Below are 21,708 nucleotides of genomic sequence, written 5' to 3' on the forward strand. Positions count from 1 at the left end.
ATCATAGGTTAGATCCGCAAAATATGCGGGATTTTTTTCTTCCGCTGAAGGAGGAATCTTAATCATGTAAGTAAAGCAGGTGTTTTAGAGGAAATTAAAGAATATGCTTATACTATTATTAAATGTTTAAATAATAGTATTTTTTGTTATTCAATTCTAAAATTGTGTAACTTAGTAGTAACAAACTTATTACGATCTAAATTCTACAACTATGAAAAAACATTTATTCCCTCTAATCTTGCTGTTATTAGGAACTCAGGCTTCTGCGCAGCAAGATTTTTTTGCGCTTACCGGAAAAGATACTCCGAGTATCATTTTTAATGATTTCCGAGCGATTGATATTGCTAACGGTGTTTCTGGTGAAACAGTCTTTACATCTGATTCTTCCGCAAAAGTCTTTTCGCAATCGAGAAATAGTTCTGTTACGGAAAATAGAAATTCCTATGACAATGCTCAGTCAATGACTATGGCAGCACTTGCATATGATTCATCTGGAAATAATTTGATTTATATGCCCATGTTTTCATCAAACGTTTATGTTTTAAATGCTAAAACGAAAGAAATTACTTTGATAGAGAATAACATGACTAAGGTAACAGCTTGTGATATCAATTCTCATATAACAAGAATGGCAACAGGGTATGATGGAAATATCTATGCAATGAATAACGCGGGAACCCAATTTTTACAAATCAGTAAAAAGAACAATCAATATTCAGTTACCGATCTGGGTATTGTTAAAGATGATATTTCCAATGGAAAGAATTCATTTACAACAATCGAAACTGGTTTTGGTGGCGATATGATTGCAGATGCAGAAAATAACTTCTATGTTTTTTCAACTTCAGGAAATGTTTTTAAAGTTTTAAAAAACGAGCTGAAGGCAAAATTTATAGGTAAAATTATCGGTCTTCCGGAAAATTATTCAGTGAATGGTTCTGCCGTGAATTCAAAAGGTAAAGTGGTTGTCGCAAGTGCAAAAGGAGCTCCTTTATATGAAGTGGATTTGCAAACTTTAGAAGCCCGTCAGCTTTCCGGAAATTTAAACTTACATATCTATGACCTGGCAAGTAAATATTTTGCAAATGATAGGTCTGCTATAGCCATTACCTCTAATCACTTGGATATCTATCCAACTAAAGTAGATGAACGTTTTATTACCGTTGATGCTAATGATAAAAATATAAAAGGAAATCTAAAGATTGATATTTATGATATGTCCGGGAAGAGTGTATTGAAACACAATTTATCTGCAAAAGGAGGAACCGTAAATCAGAAAATAGATCTGGGCAATTTAGTGAGTGGTGCATATATAGTAAACATTACAGAAGACTCTAGTAAAATATTATTGAATAAGAAGATTCTAGTGACAAAATAATCTTCTATATTTTTATCTTCTAAAAAACCTTTTCAAGTATTTTGAAAAGGTTTTTTTAATGAATATTTGACATTCTATAAGTTTTGTTTTTCAAGATTAAAATGTATTTTTATAAAAAAATAGAGATGAAATTATACTTTAATATTGGTTACAGCGCGAAAATTGGAGAGGGTTTACACTTGTTGATCATTGAAGAAGGAGCTGCAGCTAAGACCCATAAAATGTTTTATACTGAAAACGGTTTATGGAAATGTGAAGTTGATTATTTTTCAAAATCTATTTCTTATCAGTATCAGCTTGTTGATGAAAAAGGAAATGTTTTGAGAGAAGAATTTGTATCTCATCACCTTAGCTTTCCTCATAACTACAAGGAATTCTTAATTTTTGATGAATGGAATAACAGAAATTTCCCGGAGAATTATCTAACTAATAAAATTCTTTATAATAAGCTTAATCAGTTTGTTCCTGAGAAAGTGACCGTTCTGAAAAAACATACACACTTATTTCGGATTGAAGCTCCAATTTATAACCCAAGCTGGAAAATTGTTGTTTTTGGAAGTACAGAGTCTTTAGGGAGATGGGATTACGAAAAAGCAATTCATTTATCTCAGACAGATTTCGGTGTTTGGGAAGCATCAATAGAAATTCCTGAAAATGAATTTATCCAATATAAATATTGTATTTATGACCTAAACTTAGGTAAGGTAGTAGACGTTGAAACAGGTGAAAATAGATTTGCCATTCCAAATATGCAAAAAGATGTTCTGCAAATTCTTTCTAACCACTATTTTAAATTTAAATCTTATCAGATGTATCATGACGCAGGGGTAGCAATTCCTGTGTTCTCATTGCGTAGTGAAGATGGATTTGGTGTAGGGGAATTTACTGATATGAAAAAACTGGCAGAATGGGCTAAAGAAACTGATCTTGGCATTATTCAGATTCTTCCTATTAATGATACTACAGCAAACTATTCATGGACAGATTCTTATCCTTATGCTGCTGTTTCGGTTTACGCGCTACATCCGCAATATATTTCACTGGAAAATCTTGATTTTTCTATACCGAAGGATTTAGTACAAGAATATCAGGAGGAAAAAACAGAATTGAATACATTAGATTTAATCGATTATGAAAAGGTTATTGCAGGTAAATGGAAATATTTAAAAACCATTTTCAATATTGAGAAAGAGAAAATATATAAAGATCGAAACTTTAAAAAATTTATAAAAGATAATGAAGACTGGTTGATACCTTATTCGGCATTTTGTGTATTGAGGGATAAATACAAAACCCCAAACTTCAACAATTGGAAAACACATAAAAAATATATTGCTGGAAAGATTTCACCATTCTTTTCTGCAAAGAACAAAGAATATGATAATTCCATGCTTCATGCCTGGGTGCAATTTCAGCTTCATAAACAATTAAAAGATGCTGTTGATCATATCCATAATCTAGGGGTTTCTGTGAAAGGTGACTTGCCGATTGGTATTTACAGATATTCTGTAGAAGCCTGGGCGGAGCCGGAACTTTTCGGAATGGACTTTCAGGCTGGAGCTCCACCTGATCAGTTTACAGAATTGGGTCAGAACTGGGAATTTCCAACTTACAATTGGGAAGCTATGAAAGATGATAACTACAAGTGGTGGAAAAATAGATTTAAAGCATTGGAACAATACTTTGATGCTATGCGAATTGATCATATTTTAGGATTTTTCAGAATATGGAGAATGCCTATTTCAGCAACTCAAGGCATTTTGGGATATTTTTATCCTGCTGTTCCTATTGTCTTGGAAGAATTTAAAGCATTAAATATTCCTTTCAATTTTGGCAGATATTGTAAGCCCTTTATCAATGACCAGATCCTATGGAATTATTTAGGAGAAGACAGTAATAAAGCATTAGAATTTCTCATTAATAATTTTGATGGGACCTATTCATTTAGAGAAGAATTTGATACCCAAAGAAAGCTGTCAGAGTATTTTAAAAAATATCCTCAGAAATCTCTTGAAGAAAAATTGATTTTACTTTATGCCAATGTTTTATTTTTAACGGAAGAAAGGGACGGAAAGACGGTTTATCATCCTAGATTTAAGGTGTACGATACCGATTCATATAATTATTTATCTGATTGGGAGAAAAATTCAATATATGATTTATACCATGATTATTTCTTTAGAAGACAAGATTATCTATGGTATGAAAAGGCTATGGAAAAGCTTCCTGTTATTCTGAATTCCACTAAAATGCTGATCTGTGGTGAGGATTTAGGAATGGTTCCAACTTGTGTTCCTGTAGTAATGGATGAGCTGGGTATCGTGGCATTAAAAGTTCAGCGGATGCCATCGGATGCCATTCCGTTTTACAATCCTAAATATGCAAGCTATATGAATGTGGTGACCGCTTCATCCCATGATAGCTCAACGCTAAGGCAGTGGTGGACTGAAAACAGGGAATTAACGCAGACCTATTTCAATAAACAATTAGTACAATATGGGAAGGCTCCGGAAGAACTGGATGCGAATCTAGCTGAAATCATTATGAAGCAACATCTTTATAATGATGCTATGTTGGCTGTCTTTCCTTTGCAGGAATTTTTAGCCACAGATAAAGAGCTCACAAATCCAAAAATGGATAATGAGCGAATTAATGATCCTTCTGTTTTTCCTCATTACTGGCGTTATCGAATGCATCTGAACCTGGAAGGTTTAATTGAAAACACCCATTTTAATGAAAAAATCAGCAGTTGGATAAAAGATAGTGGCAGAAACTAATATTTAACATCTGATTATCAATTAATTAACAATAATTTAAAAGAAGTTTGGTCTAAAGATTTAACTTCTTTTTTTTATTTATATCAAAGAGATAGAATAGAGATATTCTACTATATACTAACCAATTAACGATATTAACGATGAAAAATATACTTTTAGGATTTGCTCTGGGTTTGGCGACTTTGTCGTACGCTCAGCAGTATCCAAATAACGGTTGGGGTGATGAAGGATATGGAAATAATAGTGAGTACTATAATGACCAGGACGATCAGAACTATTTTCCCGATGACTATTATTATGATTATCCTCAGGATTATTATCCAAGTGATTATTATCAAAGCTATTACAATGACTATCGAAATAGTGTGACCAGTATCAACTGGAATGTATTCTTTGCTCAAAACAGATTAAACCGTTGGCAGATCGATCAGATTCTGTATCTGAATAATCTATATTCAAGTTTTTCAAGCTGGAATAATTTCTACAGATATAATCCTGACAGATGGTATTATGACAGGTTTTATGCGATGCAAAGAATTTTAGGACCAAGGGTATTTATTACTTTCCAAAACAATTATTATCATGGTTCAAGTCCTATCGTTTATTTTCAAAATTACAGAAGAACGTACTATGTTCCGAGATATAGAGTAATGCCTCGCTATAGAAGTATAAATATCAATATTTACAGAGTGGACAGAAGTAGATTCCGTCGCCAGGATAATCCTACTCTAAGAGTTGTTTCTACCAGAAATTATTCGGGATTCAGAAATAATGACAACAGAAACCAGGGAAATAATGGATTTAGAAATGATGGCGGCTTCAGGAACTCAGATAATAATGGGGTGAGAAATAACAGTGGATTTAGAAATGGGAACAGTGGAAATGTTGAAAGACCAAGTAATAGTGGATTTAGGAATAACAGAAACCAGGATGCAGTAAGAGAAAATACTCCACGTAGAGAAAATAATGGTTTCCGAAATGGTGGTGGTGATGGTTTTAGACAGCAAAGAACTGAGAACTCAGCGCCTAGACAACAGAATAATGGAAACAATAATAGAGGTTCCGGATTCAGACAAAAGTTAGCGAATAATTAATTTTCATATATTATATTTAAGTGGTGTGAAGGGTAGGTTGTTATGATCTGCCCTTTTTTTATTTTCTATTTCTTGATTTATATTTTTAATATTAAAAATTAACATTTTTTATGAATATTTGGATTTAACTTAAGTTTTAATTAATAATCAAAAAGATGTATAACAATTAATTAAAGATATAAAAAATGAAAAAATTAATTTTAACCCTAGCATTTATAGGAATGGGAAGTTTTGCAATGGCTCAACAAACTACTCCTCAGGATAAACCGTCGAAAGCAGAAATGCAGCAAAAAAGACAACAAAAAGAGCAGGAGCATTTGGATAAAATGCAGAAAGACCTGAATTTAAGTCAGGGCCAAGTTGCTCAAATTAAAGATCTTCATGCTAAGAGAAAAGCAGAGATGAAATCTGAGTTTGACAAAAACAAAGGAGATAGACAGGCCAAGATGGAGGAGATGAAAGCTAAAAGAGAGCAAATGGATGCAGATATGAAAAAGATCTTAACTCCAGAACAGTATACTAAATGGCAGGCTGACAGACAAGCTAAAATGGAGCAGAGAAGATCAATGATGAAAGATAAAAAAATGATGGATAAGCCAATGAATACAGTGACGCCAGCTGCAAACTAAGAACTTGTAATTTTTATTTTTTAATGTGTTGGGGACGGAAGTAATTCCGTCCTTTTTGTATTAATTTTCCTTAATTTTTTTGAAATCGGGCTTTAATTCCGTAATTTTGAATATAATCTTTTTATTATGGTAAGCGAAAAAATTGCAAAATTAGTCAACGAACAAATAGCCCACGAACAATATGCCGCTCAATATTATCTTTCAATGTCTGCTTGGTTTTCAAGTAAAGACCTTGATGGTATTGCTAATTATTTCAGGGTTCAAAGCAAAGAGGAACTAATGCATGCTGATAAAATGTTTGATTATTTAAATGATGTAGGAGGAGAAATTATCATCGGAGAGATTCCGAAACCACCTCATGAATTTGATAATGCTACAGATATCTTTGAAAAGGCACTAGCACATGAAAAAATAGTAACTAAAAGTATTTTTAATATAGTAAAGAATGCTAATGATGAGGGAGATTTTGCAACAACTTCTTTTTTACAATGGTTCATTAATGAACAGGTAGAAGAGGAGGCAAGTGCATCTCAATTGGTTACTAAGATCAGAATGGTTTGTGATAACCCTTCAGCATTATATCTTTTTGATCAGGAATTGGCTCAGCGGGTTTTTGTTCCAGCTGCTCAGGCATAAGACTAAAATAAGGACTAATAAAAAAGAGTGAACTTTTAAAGTTCACTCTTTTGTTTTTATTAAATTCCTATTTTGATGCTTTCAGAAAGATCTGCTGTGTTTCTTCATTGATATCGATCGTTGGAAATTTTTTATCATAATCAATAACAATATCGCCCTTATCCTCAACTCCATTTCCATTAGAGTCCCAATTAATAGTAATATAGTATTTCACAGCATCTCCCTTTTTTACTTCAGGTTTAATAAGACCTTCAGGATTATTGGGTACCGGAAGTTCAATGGTAAAAGGAATCTTTTCTTGAGTATATTCTTTTTCAGTAATTAAACTAGCAGGTACATCTGCCAGGTTAGCAGGAACACCATATAGATTTACTTTAAGCTTTGCATTTTTAGGAATGACATTATCAGCTCCAGTAAACTCGATCTTAACGTTTTTTTCATTAGATGCCTTATCTGCGACTACTGCTTCTTTTTTTGGAGCGTTGCAGCCTGTTAAGAATAAAGCTCCAAGAGCCATAAGGGTTATAAATTGTTTCATCTTAATTTGTTTTAGAAACTAAATTTATGAAAAATATACTAAGTAGGGATATAAACGAACATTAAGTTCTAAGTCAATCGTTTTAAATGCATACTATTATTTTGAAAAATATTATTTCATATCCTCTTCTTTTGAAGAAAGAACATCCCACTTATTGGCTTTTAATTGAAAAATTGTGGTACTCACTTTACAGCATCCCTTAGGATCGCTTATGGTAAGGGTATTATTATTTTTGTCAATATTTTTTGGAAATGGACCTTCATTCAAAGGAAAGTGTTTTTCTGTTTTAAAAGTTCCATCATTTTTATCCTGAAAATAATAAGAATAAACCGGACCACCACTACCTCCAAAATCATAAAGGATAGCAAAATCTTCAAACCCATCAAAATTAAGATCAGTAATAATAAAATTATGAAAGTTCTCAACACCCTCTGTTATTTTCTTTCCTGAAGAAAAATAATTAATTTGGTTTATATTCGGTGAATCCTTAACGCTTAACCAAGTTCCTGGGGAATACATTATATCCTGAAAATCTATATTGTTTTTAATTACTTTTATTTTGATTTTTGAAGGTCGATTATCAATGTCTTTATTAACTATACTTATAGAAAAGCTGAGATCTTCGTTTTTCAACTCATTTGTGGAAGTTGCTTTTCGACAATTTAGAAGAAATATTGCTGATGAAATAATTATTAATGGATTTCTTTTGCTGTAAAATGTATTTTTAGAGATACTCATCAAAAGGAAATTATAATTTTTATGATGTTTAATATTTGAAATTGTTGTAGAATAATAATATTTTCCATTTTTATTCAATTTTTTTATTAAAACACTCGCAGAATTTTCTTTAAATCTTCTATTTCAATTTTATTTTATACCTTTTTTATGCAGATTTCACTAACTCTATCCATTCGTTAATTGTTCCTTCTCCTCCTAGACCTTTAATAAAATATTTATTATTTTCTTTTTTTATTTCGAAGGCAGCCGTTTTTGACTTGCAATTTTCTTCACCGCCTGCATAATATAATTCTAAAATATCATTACTCTCAATCGTCTTATAATTACCATTGCATCTAATAGGTTCATGGTAAGTGGTGGTGGTTAAAACTGCAACATCCTTTTTTATATTGAAATGATAGGTAATGCTGGCAGTACCAGAAGTTGTTTCTTCAGTTTCTACTGTTGCTGAAAACTCTCCTTGAAATTTGGAATCAAGTAATTTTATATTTTCAGAAGTGGTATTTTTTATAGTATCATTTTTTAATTCTCCAATTATCTCATAATTATTTTTATTAACTGAAACTTTCTTTTCTGTTGTTGTACTTGACTTTGTCTGACTACATGCTTGAAATGAAACAATAAGGTATAAAATAGTAATTATTAATAAGTTTCTTTTCATATAAATGTATTTATTTAATATACTTTTCAAGATCTTATTCCTAAAGAAGAATTCACTTTTAATAAAGGGAGATAGCAAAATATAGTTAATTACACCTTAATAATTTAACTGTTTTTTTCGTTTGAGCAAATGGATTTTCTACAAAGCTTCTCTGTTTATTTTTTTCATTATAGAATCCCAACCATTCAATTTCAATACTATTTTCATCTATCTCTTTTACTTTTGCAATAATTTCTTTTCTTGAAAAATTCACCCAAGCTAAATCTGCGTTCCCTTTAGTAACACCCGTTAGCCCATCAAATTTGATCTGAAAATTATCATTATTTTTCTGAATATTTAAATTTACTCGAGCCAGTAAACCACTTTTTGTATGAAAATCAATACTTGCGGAACTCTCGTCAAAAAACTCAATACTTGAGTTTTTATTATCACATTGAGATTTCCATACACCTTTAATGTTTAAAGAGTTTTGGGTAATAGTAGGAGCATTTTCAGTAACCTTTGCGCTTGAAGTATTTAACGTATTTTGCTTTGTTCCCTGATTTTTATTTTTGGTAGTTTGGCTGCAAGACAAACTTGAAGTACCTATTAAAAAAAGAGAAACTACTATTCTTATTTTCATTATTAAATTAAGGCTTAAAATTGTTGTGGGATAAGAATATTTTCTGATTTAATTCAAAATGTTTTTTACCACAGCAATCAAAGTTTTTTTTCTTTCAATTTTATTTTATAGACTTGTTCTGTGTGTTTTATACCTTTTCTATATGGATTTTACTAGCTTGCCAATTCGTTGATTGTAATTTTTCCTCCTCCACCTTAGAAGCTTAATGAAATATTTGCTTTCTTCTTTACTCCTTTAGCTGGAGATTTCTTGCTACAATTGAGAAAAAACAATGATACAAGGAATATCACAGATGTTTTCATTTACTTCTTTTGTAAGCCCTTTGAGGGATTTTATCCAAATTTTTCTGTTGCTTTTGCATTAATGATATATAGAGATTATAGTTTTTCCTCGCTTGTTCTTTGTTTCCTAGTGCCCAATCGGTGTCTGCTAAGTTTAAATATGCAACTACCCTATCAGGATATTGTGATAAAATATTGACTAATAAAACCTTAGAATCATTATGCTCTCCTTTTTGAGCTAAAGAAAATGCCTGATTGTTAGCGATCTCTACATTGATTATTTTAATGTTTGATTTTGGTAAAGAAGGATAGCCAACAAAGATGTCTTCGCCTGAAGATTTAAAATTTTCTTCTGCAAACTTTACATTTCTAAAATCTATATAGTTAATAGTAGGATTGCTCCTAACAAAAACCTCTTTAACTTGATTTCCTAAACTTTGAAGATCTTCAAAAGTTTTATTTTTCATATTGTAAGAGTCCATGTATATGCGATTGCCCATGATTCCGTCTTTTCCATATTTTATAACTTCTTTATATATTAAATGAATTCCGCTACTGGAAAAACTAAAAGTGTATTTTTCTTTAACTTTAGTGACAGAAGCATTTAGTTCATAAATAATGGAAAAGTGGTTTTCTTTTTCCTGTATAAAATTTGTTGAAACAGACATCTCGTTTATAATTAGACCATTATAGATTGTTTTTTTGCCTTTGCAGTCTAATATGACATTTTGATCCTTAGTTAGTACTTTACAACTAATGGAATCGCTTGAGTCAGTGTTGTTATTTTGAGAGGATAAAACTTCTTTTTTTTTATTTATTTCTGATGTTCTATTGGCCTTCGTATCATTACCAGAACACGAAAAAAAACTGAAAATAGGAATTAATAATAAGATATATTTCATAGGAACTTATAATAATGATTATCATCTTAAGTGCATGTAATATCAATTACATGCCTGATTAACTTTTTTAACTTTATTGGAGTAAATACTGTCTATATATTTATTTTTATTTATTTCAACTAGATATTTCTCCTTTTCCTTGGTTTGTCTAATGATTATTTTTTCAATTTGTTGTGTATTTGTATTGTAGCCTTGAATTAAAATTTCATTAGGAGAGTTCTGTGTAATTTTAATTTTTTTGATTGTATCATATTCCTGTCCCAAATTGTGAAGAATATAATTTTTTTTTATTTTATAAGAATCATAATTAGCCCCACAAGGCTTATATAAAACTATACCTGATTTGCTTGGTGTTAATTGATAAAAGGTATGGTTAATAATATCTTGGCGATTAAAATCATTCTTTTGACAAGAAATTAGTGCTATAATATGCAATAGGGCAAATATTTTCATTTTATTGATTTCTTCTTATTTCTGTTACTGTGTAATTATGGGATCCACCATTACTTTTTCCTTCAATTAAAAGATTGTCCTTTATATACATCTTATTACTCGAACTTGTTCCCGCCTCTTTTGTCTTTGAGCCAACATCGAAAAAGTTGTAAAATTTCTTTCCGTTGTCACATCCTGATCCTACGATTACAAAGAAATGATCTGTAGCCTTATGCGCATTATAAGTTGTTTGACGTAAATTATCATCCAGACCTACAACAACAGGATTTCCTGCTTTTAATTGAGAATCAATATAATCAATTCCGGTTTGAGCATTTACTGGAGTTAAAGTATCTTCATCTTGGTTAGCAACAATTATGCAATTGGCTCTTGCTCCACCAGTAATACCATAGTTTTTGAGTACTTTAACACTTGCAGCCCAACATTCACTAGGTTCTTGAGTAATCCAATGTTCTGGCTTAGCAACATTATAATGTGTTTTTTTACATGTTGGACAAGGAGTGCCATTGTCTGCTTTGCCTCCGCAATTACATTCTTTAATTTTTAAACATTTCTCGATTTTTTCTGCATAACCTTCTATTTTTGCAGCCTCGTCGGTTCCATTTATTACTCTTCTTGCATTATAGTAATCTTTTTTGGAATCATTAATAAAGGTTGATAGTTTGGCTCCTGTAAAGATTCCCTGTTCACTGCCATATATCATAATCTTTATTGCCAGCTCATGATTTAAGGCATTTTCACGCTTGTTTATTAAATCTACTTTGAATTTTTCTTGCATTTTCCGGTAATTTTTCTTCCACGTCAATTGAACATATCCTCTTCCAAAATATTTCTCTCCATCACCCTGTGTAGTATTTTCATTATCCCTTGCCATCTTTCTTCGATTTTCATTTTTCCCCAAAATAGGATCATACATCTCTTCAAAGTAATTTTTTCTTACACTCCAACTCAACCAGTTAGCTTCTTCTACAGGATCAAATGTATGGCCTGTTTCAAGTTTTGCAGTAGCAAGCATGTATGCAATATGATACTTGTTACAACATCTTTTTTCATTAGAATAATATTCTGAGATACTTTTAAACATTCTCCTAAGACTACCTTTTACTGATTCTCCCAATGGTATAGGTTTACCTTTTTTATCGACATTTGGGAACTCTTTCTCATAGTTTGTAAGAAAGAACTCCTCATCAATAAGACAGCAATCAGTTTCCTTACTATTTCCTGTACTCAATGTTTCTCTTCCTACTTTCACAGCGCCCTTATTCTCCACCATATTAGGAAGTGTCGCTGTTGCATACAAAATGGCCATATCGGAATGATCAAGGTAAACCGCCTTTTCTTTAGCGTCTTTTCCTTCTCCTTCAGTGACTTTAATGATAGCCGAAATTTTAAAGTAATTTTTAGGCTTACCTAATTTCGCGGGATCCACTTTTAATATGAGCTCGCCTTTTTTATTGATTTTGCCTTGTTGTGTATTAAAAAATACTTCTTTTGAGAATTTATCTTTTACATCTTTCCAGTCTTTCCATTGTTTTGGATTCCAGGCAATACTAAAGTATATATCTGATTTTGTAATAAAATGGACCTCAACATTTTTATCTACCATGTTAATGGCATAAATTTTAAAATAAAGAGGAGTACTTATTGGCGAATTATATCGTTTTTCAGTATCTGACGCATCACAAAAATAAGCATCAACAATTTTTGGGATATCAGACACAATAAGAGAAGAGGCAAGAGCCTTATCTGAATTCTGAATAACTAAAGAAGGGTTTGTAGATTTCATTTTGAAAAATAATTCCCCTTTTTTAGTAGCTCCTTTACTTTCTATTTTTTGCTTTATAGAATCATCCAATGTAAACGGCCAATAAACTGCGGTAGCGGTATCGCTTAAAATTCCGGATTTTTCGAAGATAATATTACTGCCAGTACTATCATTATCGTATACTTCTAATTTTACTTCTTCACCCTGTAGTCCTTCATATCTTACATATGCCGCTATATCTTGTCCGTAGCCAGCTTCTTTTATGATGTTTCCGCTGCTTCCATCGTTGTCCATCCATTTGGCTGTATCTGCATTTATTTTAGGTTGCACAACATCAATTGATAATGGTTTTTCACAGTTTCTACCACCCATACTACAGTTGATGGTATATTTTCCGGGAGCAGAAAATTTATAAGAAAATTTTTCGCCAGCTCCTGTTGCTGTGGTAGGGCCTGTTATCTTCCATATGATGGAGCCATCTTTAGTTGCATCATAATCTTTAATAAGCATTTTACTGATTTCAAATAGGATATTGACACCTACTTTTGGCTTTTTATCATATTTTATTTCGGTGACAACGTTATTCTTTACTTCAAAACGCCAATCATCCTCCTCATCCTTACCACCTTTTCCTGTAGCATTGGCAACTTTGCTATATGCTTCCACCACATATTTTCCTGGTGCTATAAGTTGGTTACCCGGTATAGTAATACTTTTTCCTGTTCCCTGCAATACTCCATTAAGATTCCATTTAACTTCAGAAGATTCATCGGACGTCAGATCATAAACCGGATTGTTTCCAAAATTATATTTCATTTTAGAAACACTGAAAGACATTGCAGTTCCTGGTCTTACAACTTCAGCTCCATGGCTGATTGCAATTACGGAATTGCCTTCAGTTTCTCCGGACATTTGTTTCTCTATTGCATTTCCAGTGTCATCAATATATTTGGCTACAATGGTGTATTTTGCCTGAGTATTTTGAGGGGTAAATGTCAATGTCTCCCCATTCTGAACAGCATCTGTAACCACATTCCCACTACCATCGAGTAATGATAAGGTCAATCTGGATTTTTCTTCTTCAGTAAGGTTAGGAATAAAAAACTTTGCTTTAAAGACTGAAGGCACACCGCGTCTGAATTTTCTATTTTTAGAAGGATCAATACGCGTTGAAAAATCTCCTGATGTACACTCAATATCGAGGAGGGTATTTTCCACTACCTCAACATCAATCGAACACGAAGGGTCACATTTGTCATATTTGCCTTTTTCAAAATCAGGGCTTTTAGGTTTACCGTATCCTTCTATTCTAAATTTTCCTAAATCAGCAAAGCTTTGCGAGAATTCTGTGCCGATCTGCTCTTTTAAGAGAAGTCTGTTTTCTTTTTTACCTTGATGATCACTGTAAACCATCCATGAAGTGAGTTGTTTATTTCCGCTTTTTAAATTAGCTTTAAAATCTGCTTCTTCATTTTTACGGAGATAGATAATATCTTTTTTCTTAGAATCGACTTCTTTAAAATCTTTTCTGTCTTCAATTTTAGTAAGAGAAATAGAAGTAACAACGGGATACTCTTCTTTTTTCTTCGGTTGTTCTATGGCTGGATTTACAGCAGCTAACTCCAAAGGATTGGTATTATCTGCATGTGCATTACTTACCGAATCAGTCTGTCCATGTTTATCTATCGTTATTTTTCCGCCCACCATACATTGTAATTCGGAAATTTCAGTAAGGGTATTTTTACCCATTACCTGAGTGCTTTCGTAAGTTTTGCTCCATTTAGGAGCAGCTGCTAAAGCACAAGGAAGGTTTCCTGCAGAAGATGGTTTAAGAGTACATTTTCCAAAAGTTGCAACAGGAGGAATGAATGTTTTATCTTCTTCTGTAGCCGCCAGTTTACTGCTGTCATCATTCAGAACAATGATTTTATGTGTGGTAACCTGAAGATCAGCTGTCTGCTTTGGGTTTTCGGCCTTGTCACAAACACATTTGGCATTATGTACGACAAAATATTTTCCGTCGTGATCACTTTTGGAAGCTTCTTCTTCTTTCTTTTCCTCTTCTTCTTTTTTCTTTTCTTCACCCTGTTTTTGCTCAGCTTCTTTTTGCTCTTTCACAGGATCGGCAGGAGGTGTCTCGCCATTTATCTCATAAATTTCCTCTTGCGTTGGAGTCATAAGATTGAATCCGGCATAGGGAATATCAGAGGTCTGCTGATCAGAACCTGCATTTTGATTATGATATTTCTTGAGTTCAGTCCAGTCTTTTATACCCAATTTTTTGGCTATATCCTGTAACGTCTCACCGCTCTGGACTTTGTATGGGATGGGTGCTGACATATTATTATTTTGTTTGTATGGTTATAATGTGTTGATAATAAAACTTGTCTTCTACTTCTATACATACATCGGTTTCAGATTTTTCTATCCGCCCTGTAGTACCTGTATAATTGATATTGTGTTTAAAGTCTGCGTAGAGTGGGAGATTCTCTTCATCAAAGTTTACAGCATATTCATGTTTGTGGATGTATCTGATAATATCATCCATCATTTCCTGAGCATTTTCTATTTTAGGTTCAAAAAATAAGGTGTTTTTCTCTTTTTGATATTCTGTTTCTCCCTTCCATTCTGATTTTCCAACTGGCAGTACCTTCCATGAAGTTTCATACTGTTTTTTATTACTGAACTTCTGCATGCTTGCTTCTATAATTTTTATAAAATGAAGCTCCTTAATAAATTTTATAAGGTCCTCTTTAGTTTCTGTAACATTAAAAAAATTTGTGCGAATGTGGTCTATACCTTCTCCACTATAAATGGAATGTATTGTTGAATCCACGTTTTTTATTCGTTTCTGTATCTCTTTTGTGTTTTCTATGGTGAGTTTGTACTTATCTATTTTACAATGGATAGGAAATAATGCATCCATGTAACTGTTTGATATTTCAAGAAACTTGGTATCTATTTTCTTATTATTTACTTTAAGATTGGTTCTATTGATGGATACATCATAATCATCATTTTCTCCGGTTTCCAAATATAGCGTGTATGAGAGCAATGCTTCATATTCCTCTTCACCAACTTTTACAGTAGACTTATCCTGTAAAAAATAGGTTGACGTTGGACATATATGTGAATCGGATCGGCGCATAAAGTAATTTTTTTTATTCCATTTCTAAGCAATAATTTTTGGTGAAGACTAAAATGCTGTTATAAGCATTGGGAAAATTTTCTTACCTCAAATAGCTGAACCTCATGTCTTCCCCATCTTTACATCTGTAAATGACCGTATACTTATAAAATTTCTTATTTAAATTCATATTGTCAATTTCTTTTTTTATGCGATTTGATTCTCCCTGCAGTTGTTGGTCGTTCCATTGATCACATTTAATATTATTTACGAATATTTTATATGTTACTGTGTCTCCGGATTTAGCCATATCATACTTGGGTTCTCTGGAAATTTTATCAACATGCATATCTGCTTTTATCCTTTCAAACAGAACCTGTTCTTTTAGGCTTAACTCACCTCCATTTGGGGTGGTAAGCCAGAAGACCAATAGAAATCCATATCTTATAATAAGAAAGATCAGCACAAGAGCTCCCAAAATTATCAGTATCCATTTTTTTTTCATTTTCCTTCTGTATAATAGGTGTTGTTTTTTTCATTAAAAAAATAGTTGGTCGAATTTTTAATGACTCTTATGAATTTAGTATTATTTTTTAAATTCATTGCATTGTAATTTTTTTGTAATACGGTTGATGACGATCCTCCATATCCCATTCCACCTCCGCCATGATAATAGGTTTTAGTTTCTTCATTAATAAATTGAAAATTAATTGATTCTAAATCCTCAAACCAATTCCATACAAAGGATTCTTCTTTAGTATACATATGGCCAAATTTATCATTTTTGGGGTTTTTGGCTAAACCGGAACTTTTTAGCCCGTTAATAATAACAGCATCGTTGGCATTTTTATACATCAGAACAGGATCCCAGTCTATATCTATCTGAAATGTTTTTTCAGGCAATGTTACTTTAAACTCTGAAACATCTGCAGGTGATAAGTGAACAACTTTTTCTATGTTGATGTTTTTTTGTTTCATTACACTTATCATTCCCTCAGCAAAAGCGCCTCCCATACTATGAGATACTATCATGATATCTCTTTGATGTAGAAAAACTTCTTTATAAAATTTAGATTGTTTATTGTTAAGCCTTTCGTTGACTAATTTTTTACCATCGCTATATCTGCTTCCTCCAGATGAGAATTTAGTTCCGGCACCATTGATAAAATATTCTTTTTTAGATTTGAAATATTTTTTTGCAGCACTTTTTAAGCCGTCACCCCAATAATCTTCGCCCCATTCCGTACCTGCATAGGGCATAGTTTTATTCCAGTATCCGCATATATATATGATGAGTGGCTCAGCTTTTTTTACTTTTAGATATTCTCCGGAGGCATGTGGTAACTCAATATTTTCGCCCTTGTAGCTACACGCAAAGAAAAGCTCAATTTGTTTATCTTCTTCTGCATCAATCATATTGGCTAGAATACCTCCAAGTTTCAAACGGATAGTAACTTTGTTGCCCATCACGATTTTATGATTGAGGAGCTTTGTTGTTTCTCCATTGGATCCCAATTCTATTGCGTCTGATCCTTGTTTTCCGTCTGATTCCTCTACGGGTCTTTTTTTTACATCATCATCATATAGCATTGTGGCAATACTGTTATTGTCAGGAATATTCTGTGTCTCAATATGAAAATGCACAATATCACCTAAAAAAGCTTCGGTAATTAGCTTTTCATTTTCATCTGTCCACCAGCCCCGCACAAAGTACTTGGAGATAGGACTTCTCTGTATGGGATCTTTAGTATTATAGTCTACGCCGGGGTTTTTTGCTGACATAAGTTTAATTTTTAAAATTCAAACTGACATAAAATAAACTATTATCTACTTGTTTTTCAGTGTGATAGTATCGTATTTTACGGTTAGGTTTTTGTTGCCGCCCCCAAATAAATTCTTATAATGTATAATAGTATCTTTATATTCTTTTTTTGATACCGTCATTTTATAAATGACTGGAGGTGCTTCTCCACCAACTGAAATTTTCTCAGAATACGTCTTTTTCTCTATATGAAAATGACCTTGCATATCTGTCTTTGTCTTATTGTCTTCGTCAATATAAATGTCTGCATTTGCAATTGGCTTAAGGGTCTTTGCTTCATATACAGTACCTGTTATATCAGGAATTTTTATTCTGCCTGTACACGAGGCTAGTATTAATATAATTGCTGAAAAAAAAATTGTTTTACTCATTTCTTGTTTATTTTAAGTTTAGAACACCAGAGTAACCCCAATACGTCTTTTTCTGATGCGATCGTACGATCATAATCATAATAGGCATCACTATAATATTCCATCACATTTACTTCTCCAGAAGTAGGAAGCAGGTTTGTATGGGCAGTCTGTAAAATTGGGTTAGAACTTCCTTCATGTCCGTACGAATATTTATCTCCACCAAATTCTTTTACAATTTCATGCCCGATTTCGTGAGCCGAGGTTAATATAAAATCTCTTTCTTCATTGTTTTGTTTGGCGTTATATACTACTCTTTGAGGAGCTATCTGTCCGAAAAAAGATAATAAGCCACTTACTGACCCAGGATTACTGGAGCGCAACCATTTGTCAGAACCGTTATATACTAAGGCAACCTCATCGATTGATTTCTCTTGGGTATTGATTCCTTTCACTTCTACTTTATACTCTTTTCCGGAAATTGTTACAGTATCTGTGGAGATCTTCGATCTGCTTTTCATTCTGCTCCAATATAAATGAATTCCATCTAAAGACATGCTTTCCAGTTTAGAGAATGTATAGATTGGAGGATTTGTTCCTATGACCCCACCGTCTTTTAAGTTAACGCGGACCGTGACATCTACTTTTTTATTAGTATCATCTATTTTCACATCAATCCATTCTGTTTTGCAATCACCAGAAATTTTCACTTCGGAAGTAGTGGTTCCATCGGTCACTTCAGCAGTCAGTTTATTATCGGTGAAAAGTATACTGTCATATATTTTATCTTTAGAAAAACCATCCCATTCTATATCATGAATATCACCAGCCTTTAAGCTTTTGGTTATTTCTTCTGAATATATTTCAGTACCCTCATTTTTTACTTTGAATGTTAGTTTTTCAAACGTTCCTTCTTTAATGATGACTTGAAATTTTATCTTGGCATTTTCTTGATCTCCTTTAAAGCTGGATATACCAAGAGGAACAAATGTATCCTTCTTAATTTTTATTTCCAGTAATTTACTTTCTGCAGGTTTATCTTTTTTTTCAGCATCTTTTCCAAAACCCTGCATTATTGTTCTTTTCTGGCTGGACAGCTCTAAGTTTTGTTTGAGAGCTTCAATAATCACTTCCTCAGAACTCTCATTAGAGGTTTTACTGAGTGAGGTATAATTATTAAATACCTGAAGAGTGATATTATTAGCTTTTTTTACAATAGCCATGTCAAAATATTTAATGTGAATTTCCTTGCTCTCCGCTTTGAGACTTTACCGTCTTTTCGCTTTGCAAAATCATATTCTCTTTGGTACTTACCACAGTAACCTTGTCAGCATAAGAATCGCTCTTTTTGGACTGAACATTTCTTTCGTTTTCAGCGATTTCTGTTCTCATATCAGAAGATTCGTGGATGTTTCCTGTAGCAGTCTGCAAAAGGTCTCTACCAGCGGTGTCTACCATGTTTACTCCAGCATTGGAGACGATGTTTACATTTGCAGTTGAAAAAATATTGCTACCCGCTATTGAAGTAATATCATTCCCAGCAGTCATCTTTATATTATTTCCAGCAGTAAAAGTCATATCCTTAGGTGCATTAACGATAATGCTGCCTTTTCCATCCATAAAATAGGTGTTTCCGCTCGGGTCTTCTATATAAATACTTCCTTCGGCATCATTAAGAATTACTTTATTACCACTTCGGGTTTGTATTGATTTAATATGATTATTTACACCACCACCTAGACCTACGGCTCCATGAAACATGCCACCCATAGCAAAAGGGAAATCCGGATGATGGTATTCAAAACCTACCATCACCTGATCACCAACTTCAGGAATTGCTACAAATCCTCTGTTTTGGGTTATAACATCTGTTCCTCCAGCATCAGGACTCATCATCCTGATAAAATAGGTAGTGTCGTTTAATTGCCAGTCAAATTGTACTTGTATACGGCCCTGATTCAATGGATCGGTATTAGAAATCACTGTAGCAATTTGGGGTTCAGCGCTTGGGGTGATAAATTCGGGTTTAGGGATAAATCCTGTTCCCTCGGCAATAGCTTCAAAAGATCCGGTATAAATACCTCTGGTATTAACTTCATGATTAACCTCAGTAACCATAAGTTTTGTGAAGTAAGAAGTCTGATTAGTGTCAGGTTTTCTCATTTCTATATCCGCAATACAACCAGGGTGTAAAAAAGGAACCGATGTTGTTCCTGAAACAGTAAAGACTTCTACAGCGGCACTTCCCGCTGCACTTTTTTGTGAGTCATCTACGTTTAACGACATATTTGCATTAATAGGAGATGGGTTTAAAGAGCGGGTTTTAAAGATATCGTTGTTTAGGTCATAGGCTTTTGAAGCAAGCTGGCCCAGGTGTTTGATACTTGCGGAAGTACTTAGTAATTTTGTATGATTGCTACTGTTATATCCGAAAAACTCAGGTTTGGTATGAACAGCTTTTAGCTCAACACAAATATCACTTACATTACTTCCATAAGTGAGACGGATAGCCTGCTCTTTGGGTGGAAGTTTGCCAAAATAAAGAGTTTCCCCATCGTAGTAAAATTGTTCGCCGTAAGTTTCTGCTATTCTTGCCAGATAATTGTAATGAGTCTCTTTATACTGAGCACTGTAGTTAATATAGCTTTTATTTTGGGCGTCAATTTTATAATCAAATTTACCCGAGTTTAAAGTTTCCTTAAGAACTCTATCTGCAATGATCGAGGTATTCACAGGTTTTTCTCCCCCAAAACTCTGGGTATGCGGAGCTGAATCCATTAAAATAGTTGGGCTGTATCCTTTTAATACCACGTTACCCAAGCTCATTTTTTCCTGGCTAAAGGCTACTTTGGTAATAAGACCAACAAAAGTCCTTTCCGGGCTCTCATTTTCAGCATCTTTATATTTAAAAACAACTGTAAGACGCTTTCCCAAAAATTGTTGGGCCTGATCAAGTTCATGATTTTGTAAGGATCCTAAGGAGTCGTGAGCTAATGTAAGTTCGAAATTATGATGTTTTCTTATACTTTGCTGTAAGCGGAAATGTTTGAAGTGCTTAATTATTTTGCCTTCAATTACAACGTCCAGCTTAACCACACGCTGAACACCTGCAATGTGATTTTCAGCAATTTTATCTGCATTCGTTGTCTTATTTTTCATGCTTATGTTTTTAGTGGTTATTTAACTAAAATTAGAAATGTTTTCCATTTCAAAATGACGAAAATTGTTAAATTTTAAAAACTGTAGTAGAATTACGACTTTTATACATAATAAAACCAATTATGCAGTATTAATTACATGCTTTGTGCTGTTTATAATGGAAAAAAGAATTAATTCTTTAGATAAGAGATAAAAAGATCACCCTTTAGGGATGATCTTTCTATTAATGTCAATATGCATAAATTATGCACCAGGCCAAATACCTTCGTAAGCAGAATTACCATAGTTGATTTTCTCTGCACTTACGATAAAGCTGATCAACATGCTGTTTTCGTCAACTGCATCAAAATCAACTTCGTGTTGAATTACATATCCATTCTCCCAAGTTAAAGTAATTAATGTTCCTTCTTCGTGAGATTTGTTGAATGTAATTTCACCTGTTGTAGGCTTGTATTTTCCGTTTAGTAAGCTTTCAAGGATCTCAGATTTCTCTGTAGCTTCAATTGTTAATTTAATAATAGCGTTTGATGGATCTGATGCCACGCGTCCTGAAACGTCTGTAGATCTTGATACGCTATAATTAAGCTTTAATAATTTTTGTCCTTCACTTCCGTTGAATTTTAAGATTCCTCTTGAATTTGCTGCCATAGTTGTAAATTTTAATCGTTAATAAATATATGATTCAGTGATTATGTAGCAAATGTATACTTCTTTAATGATACTTTAAAACTTTTGAATATAAGTTTTGTTTTTTGTAGTGTTTCTACGATTTCTTG

General features: G+C 32.9%; 19 protein-coding genes. 5 read left to right on the plus strand and 14 right to left on the minus strand.

Annotated elements, in window-relative coordinates; all coding sequences use genetic code 11:
• Positions 1–211: 211 nt before the first annotated feature.
• From AC3WRL_RS10075 to AC3WRL_RS10095, 5 genes are all read left to right on the plus strand, one after another.
• A complete protein-coding gene (locus AC3WRL_RS10075; RefSeq protein ID WP_214831197.1) occupies positions 212–1,378 on the plus strand; it encodes a T9SS type A sorting domain-containing protein in 1,167 nt (388 codons plus the stop codon).
• Between the two features lie 125 nt (positions 1,379–1,503).
• On the plus strand, positions 1,504–4,155 hold the full coding sequence (locus AC3WRL_RS10080) for a 4-alpha-glucanotransferase (protein WP_492330202.1): 2,652 nt from the start codon (positions 1,504–1,506) through the stop codon (positions 4,153–4,155).
• A gap of 140 nt (positions 4,156–4,295) precedes the next feature.
• Positions 4,296–5,249 (plus strand): hypothetical protein, encoded by a 954-nt coding sequence (locus AC3WRL_RS10085; RefSeq protein WP_214831199.1) that lies wholly within the window; start codon positions 4,296–4,298, stop codon positions 5,247–5,249.
• A gap of 185 nt (positions 5,250–5,434) precedes the next feature.
• On the plus strand, positions 5,435–5,878 hold the full coding sequence (locus AC3WRL_RS10090; protein ID WP_214831200.1) for a DUF4890 domain-containing protein: 444 nt from the start codon (positions 5,435–5,437) through the stop codon (positions 5,876–5,878).
• 126 nt (positions 5,879–6,004) lie between these two features.
• Entirely contained in the window at positions 6,005–6,514 is a 510-nt protein-coding gene (locus AC3WRL_RS10095) for a ferritin (RefSeq protein ID WP_214831201.1), read from the plus strand.
• Positions 6,515–6,581: 67 nt separating this feature from the next.
• Here the strand turns inward: AC3WRL_RS10095 and AC3WRL_RS10100 are convergent, their stop codons facing one another.
• The 14 genes from AC3WRL_RS10100 to tssD all read right to left on the minus strand — a co-directional run bounded on the left by AC3WRL_RS10100 (position 6,582) and on the right by tssD (position 21,580).
• Positions 6,582–7,052 (minus strand): hypothetical protein, encoded by a 471-nt coding sequence (locus AC3WRL_RS10100; protein WP_261510973.1) that lies wholly within the window; start codon positions 7,050–7,052, stop codon positions 6,582–6,584.
• A 111-nt stretch (positions 7,053–7,163) separates the two neighbouring features.
• The gene (locus AC3WRL_RS10105) at positions 7,164–7,790 is read right to left on the minus strand and encodes an XAC2610-related protein (protein ID WP_492330203.1); all 627 of its coding nucleotides are present in this window, start codon (positions 7,788–7,790) and stop codon (positions 7,164–7,166) included.
• A 145-nt stretch (positions 7,791–7,935) separates the two neighbouring features.
• Positions 7,936–8,451, minus strand: a complete 516-nt coding sequence (locus tag AC3WRL_RS10110) for a hypothetical protein (RefSeq protein ID WP_492330204.1) — start codon at positions 8,449–8,451, stop codon at positions 7,936–7,938.
• An 85-nt stretch (positions 8,452–8,536) separates the two neighbouring features.
• Positions 8,537–9,073: a hypothetical protein gene (locus tag AC3WRL_RS10115; RefSeq protein WP_492330205.1), complete on the minus strand. Its 537-nt coding sequence runs from the start codon at positions 9,071–9,073 to the stop codon at positions 8,537–8,539.
• A 298-nt stretch (positions 9,074–9,371) separates the two neighbouring features.
• Positions 9,372–10,256 carry a tetratricopeptide repeat protein gene (locus AC3WRL_RS10120; RefSeq protein WP_214831206.1) on the minus strand — a complete coding sequence of 295 codons (885 nt, stop codon included), beginning with the start codon at positions 10,254–10,256 and terminating at the stop codon, positions 9,372–9,374.
• 42 nt (positions 10,257–10,298) lie between these two features.
• The gene (locus AC3WRL_RS10125; RefSeq protein WP_214831207.1) at positions 10,299–10,709 is read right to left on the minus strand and encodes a hypothetical protein; all 411 of its coding nucleotides are present in this window, start codon (positions 10,707–10,709) and stop codon (positions 10,299–10,301) included.
• Between the two features lies 1 nt (position 10,710).
• Positions 10,711–14,814, minus strand: coding sequence for a PAAR-like protein (locus AC3WRL_RS10130; protein WP_492330206.1), 4,104 nt, complete (start codon positions 14,812–14,814; stop codon positions 10,711–10,713).
• Positions 14,815–14,818: 4 nt separating this feature from the next.
• Complete coding sequence (locus tag AC3WRL_RS10135; RefSeq protein ID WP_492330207.1) at positions 14,819–15,622, minus strand: hypothetical protein; 804 nt, start codon at positions 15,620–15,622, stop codon at positions 14,819–14,821.
• Between the two features lie 82 nt (positions 15,623–15,704).
• Positions 15,705–16,106 (minus strand): hypothetical protein, encoded by a 402-nt coding sequence (locus tag AC3WRL_RS10140; protein WP_214831209.1) that lies wholly within the window; start codon positions 16,104–16,106, stop codon positions 15,705–15,707.
• Positions 16,103–17,383 carry a PGAP1-like alpha/beta domain-containing protein gene (locus AC3WRL_RS10145; protein WP_214831210.1) on the minus strand — a complete coding sequence of 427 codons (1,281 nt, stop codon included), beginning with the start codon at positions 17,381–17,383 and terminating at the stop codon, positions 16,103–16,105. Before AC3WRL_RS10145 ends, AC3WRL_RS10140 begins: the two co-directional genes overlap by 4 nt.
• A 45-nt stretch (positions 17,384–17,428) precedes the next feature.
• Positions 17,429–17,794 (minus strand): peptidase associated/transthyretin-like domain-containing protein, encoded by a 366-nt coding sequence (locus AC3WRL_RS10150; RefSeq protein ID WP_214831211.1) that lies wholly within the window; start codon positions 17,792–17,794, stop codon positions 17,429–17,431.
• On the minus strand, positions 17,791–18,996 hold the full coding sequence (locus AC3WRL_RS10155; protein ID WP_492330208.1) for a hypothetical protein: 1,206 nt from the start codon (positions 18,994–18,996) through the stop codon (positions 17,791–17,793). The genes AC3WRL_RS10150 and AC3WRL_RS10155 overlap by 4 nt, the downstream gene beginning before the upstream one ends.
• Positions 18,997–19,006: 10 nt before the next feature.
• Positions 19,007–20,932: a type VI secretion system Vgr family protein gene (locus AC3WRL_RS10160; protein WP_214831213.1), complete on the minus strand. Its 1,926-nt coding sequence runs from the start codon at positions 20,930–20,932 to the stop codon at positions 19,007–19,009.
• 243 nt (positions 20,933–21,175) lie between these two features.
• The gene (gene tssD, locus AC3WRL_RS10165; protein WP_089028847.1) at positions 21,176–21,580 is read right to left on the minus strand and encodes a type VI secretion system tube protein TssD; all 405 of its coding nucleotides are present in this window, start codon (positions 21,578–21,580) and stop codon (positions 21,176–21,178) included.
• Between the last annotated feature and the right edge of the window lie 128 nt (positions 21,581–21,708).

The organism is Chryseobacterium sp. FW101-FHT12H09, from assembly GCF_058790395.1.

Excerpts from the sequence above, each read along its gene's own strand:
- AC3WRL_RS10075 (WP_214831197.1), top strand. The coding sequence starts at position 212 with ATGAAAAAACATTTATTCCCTCTAATCTTGCTGTTATTAGGAACTCAG.
- AC3WRL_RS10080 (WP_492330202.1), top strand. The coding sequence starts at position 1,504 with ATGAAATTATACTTTAATATTGGTTACAGCGCGAAAATTGGAGAGGGT.
- AC3WRL_RS10085 (WP_214831199.1), top strand. The coding sequence starts at position 4,296 with ATGAAAAATATACTTTTAGGATTTGCTCTGGGTTTGGCGACTTTGTCG.
- AC3WRL_RS10090 (WP_214831200.1), top strand. The coding sequence starts at position 5,435 with ATGAAAAAATTAATTTTAACCCTAGCATTTATAGGAATGGGAAGTTTT.
- AC3WRL_RS10095 (WP_214831201.1), top strand. The coding sequence starts at position 6,005 with ATGGTAAGCGAAAAAATTGCAAAATTAGTCAACGAACAAATAGCCCAC.
- AC3WRL_RS10100 (WP_261510973.1), bottom strand. The coding sequence starts at position 7,052 with ATGAAACAATTTATAACCCTTATGGCTCTTGGAGCTTTATTCTTAACA.
- AC3WRL_RS10105 (WP_492330203.1), bottom strand. The coding sequence starts at position 7,790 with ATGAGTATCTCTAAAAATACATTTTACAGCAAAAGAAATCCATTAATA.
- AC3WRL_RS10110 (WP_492330204.1), bottom strand. The coding sequence starts at position 8,451 with ATGAAAAGAAACTTATTAATAATTACTATTTTATACCTTATTGTTTCA.
- AC3WRL_RS10115 (WP_492330205.1), bottom strand. The coding sequence starts at position 9,073 with ATGAAAATAAGAATAGTAGTTTCTCTTTTTTTAATAGGTACTTCAAGT.
- AC3WRL_RS10120 (WP_214831206.1), bottom strand. The coding sequence starts at position 10,256 with ATGAAATATATCTTATTATTAATTCCTATTTTCAGTTTTTTTTCGTGT.
- AC3WRL_RS10125 (WP_214831207.1), bottom strand. The coding sequence starts at position 10,709 with ATGAAAATATTTGCCCTATTGCATATTATAGCACTAATTTCTTGTCAA.
- AC3WRL_RS10130 (WP_492330206.1), bottom strand. The coding sequence starts at position 14,814 with ATGTCAGCACCCATCCCATACAAAGTCCAGAGCGGTGAGACGTTACAG.
- AC3WRL_RS10135 (WP_492330207.1), bottom strand. The coding sequence starts at position 15,622 with ATGCGCCGATCCGATTCACATATATGTCCAACGTCAACCTATTTTTTA.
- AC3WRL_RS10140 (WP_214831209.1), bottom strand. The coding sequence starts at position 16,106 with ATGAAAAAAAAATGGATACTGATAATTTTGGGAGCTCTTGTGCTGATC.
- AC3WRL_RS10145 (WP_214831210.1), bottom strand. The coding sequence starts at position 17,383 with ATGTCAGCAAAAAACCCCGGCGTAGACTATAATACTAAAGATCCCATA.
- AC3WRL_RS10150 (WP_214831211.1), bottom strand. The coding sequence starts at position 17,794 with ATGAGTAAAACAATTTTTTTTTCAGCAATTATATTAATACTAGCCTCG.
- AC3WRL_RS10155 (WP_492330208.1), bottom strand. The coding sequence starts at position 18,996 with ATGGCTATTGTAAAAAAAGCTAATAATATCACTCTTCAGGTATTTAAT.
- AC3WRL_RS10160 (WP_214831213.1), bottom strand. The coding sequence starts at position 20,932 with ATGAAAAATAAGACAACGAATGCAGATAAAATTGCTGAAAATCACATT.
- tssD (WP_089028847.1), bottom strand. The coding sequence starts at position 21,580 with ATGGCAGCAAATTCAAGAGGAATCTTAAAATTCAACGGAAGTGAAGGA.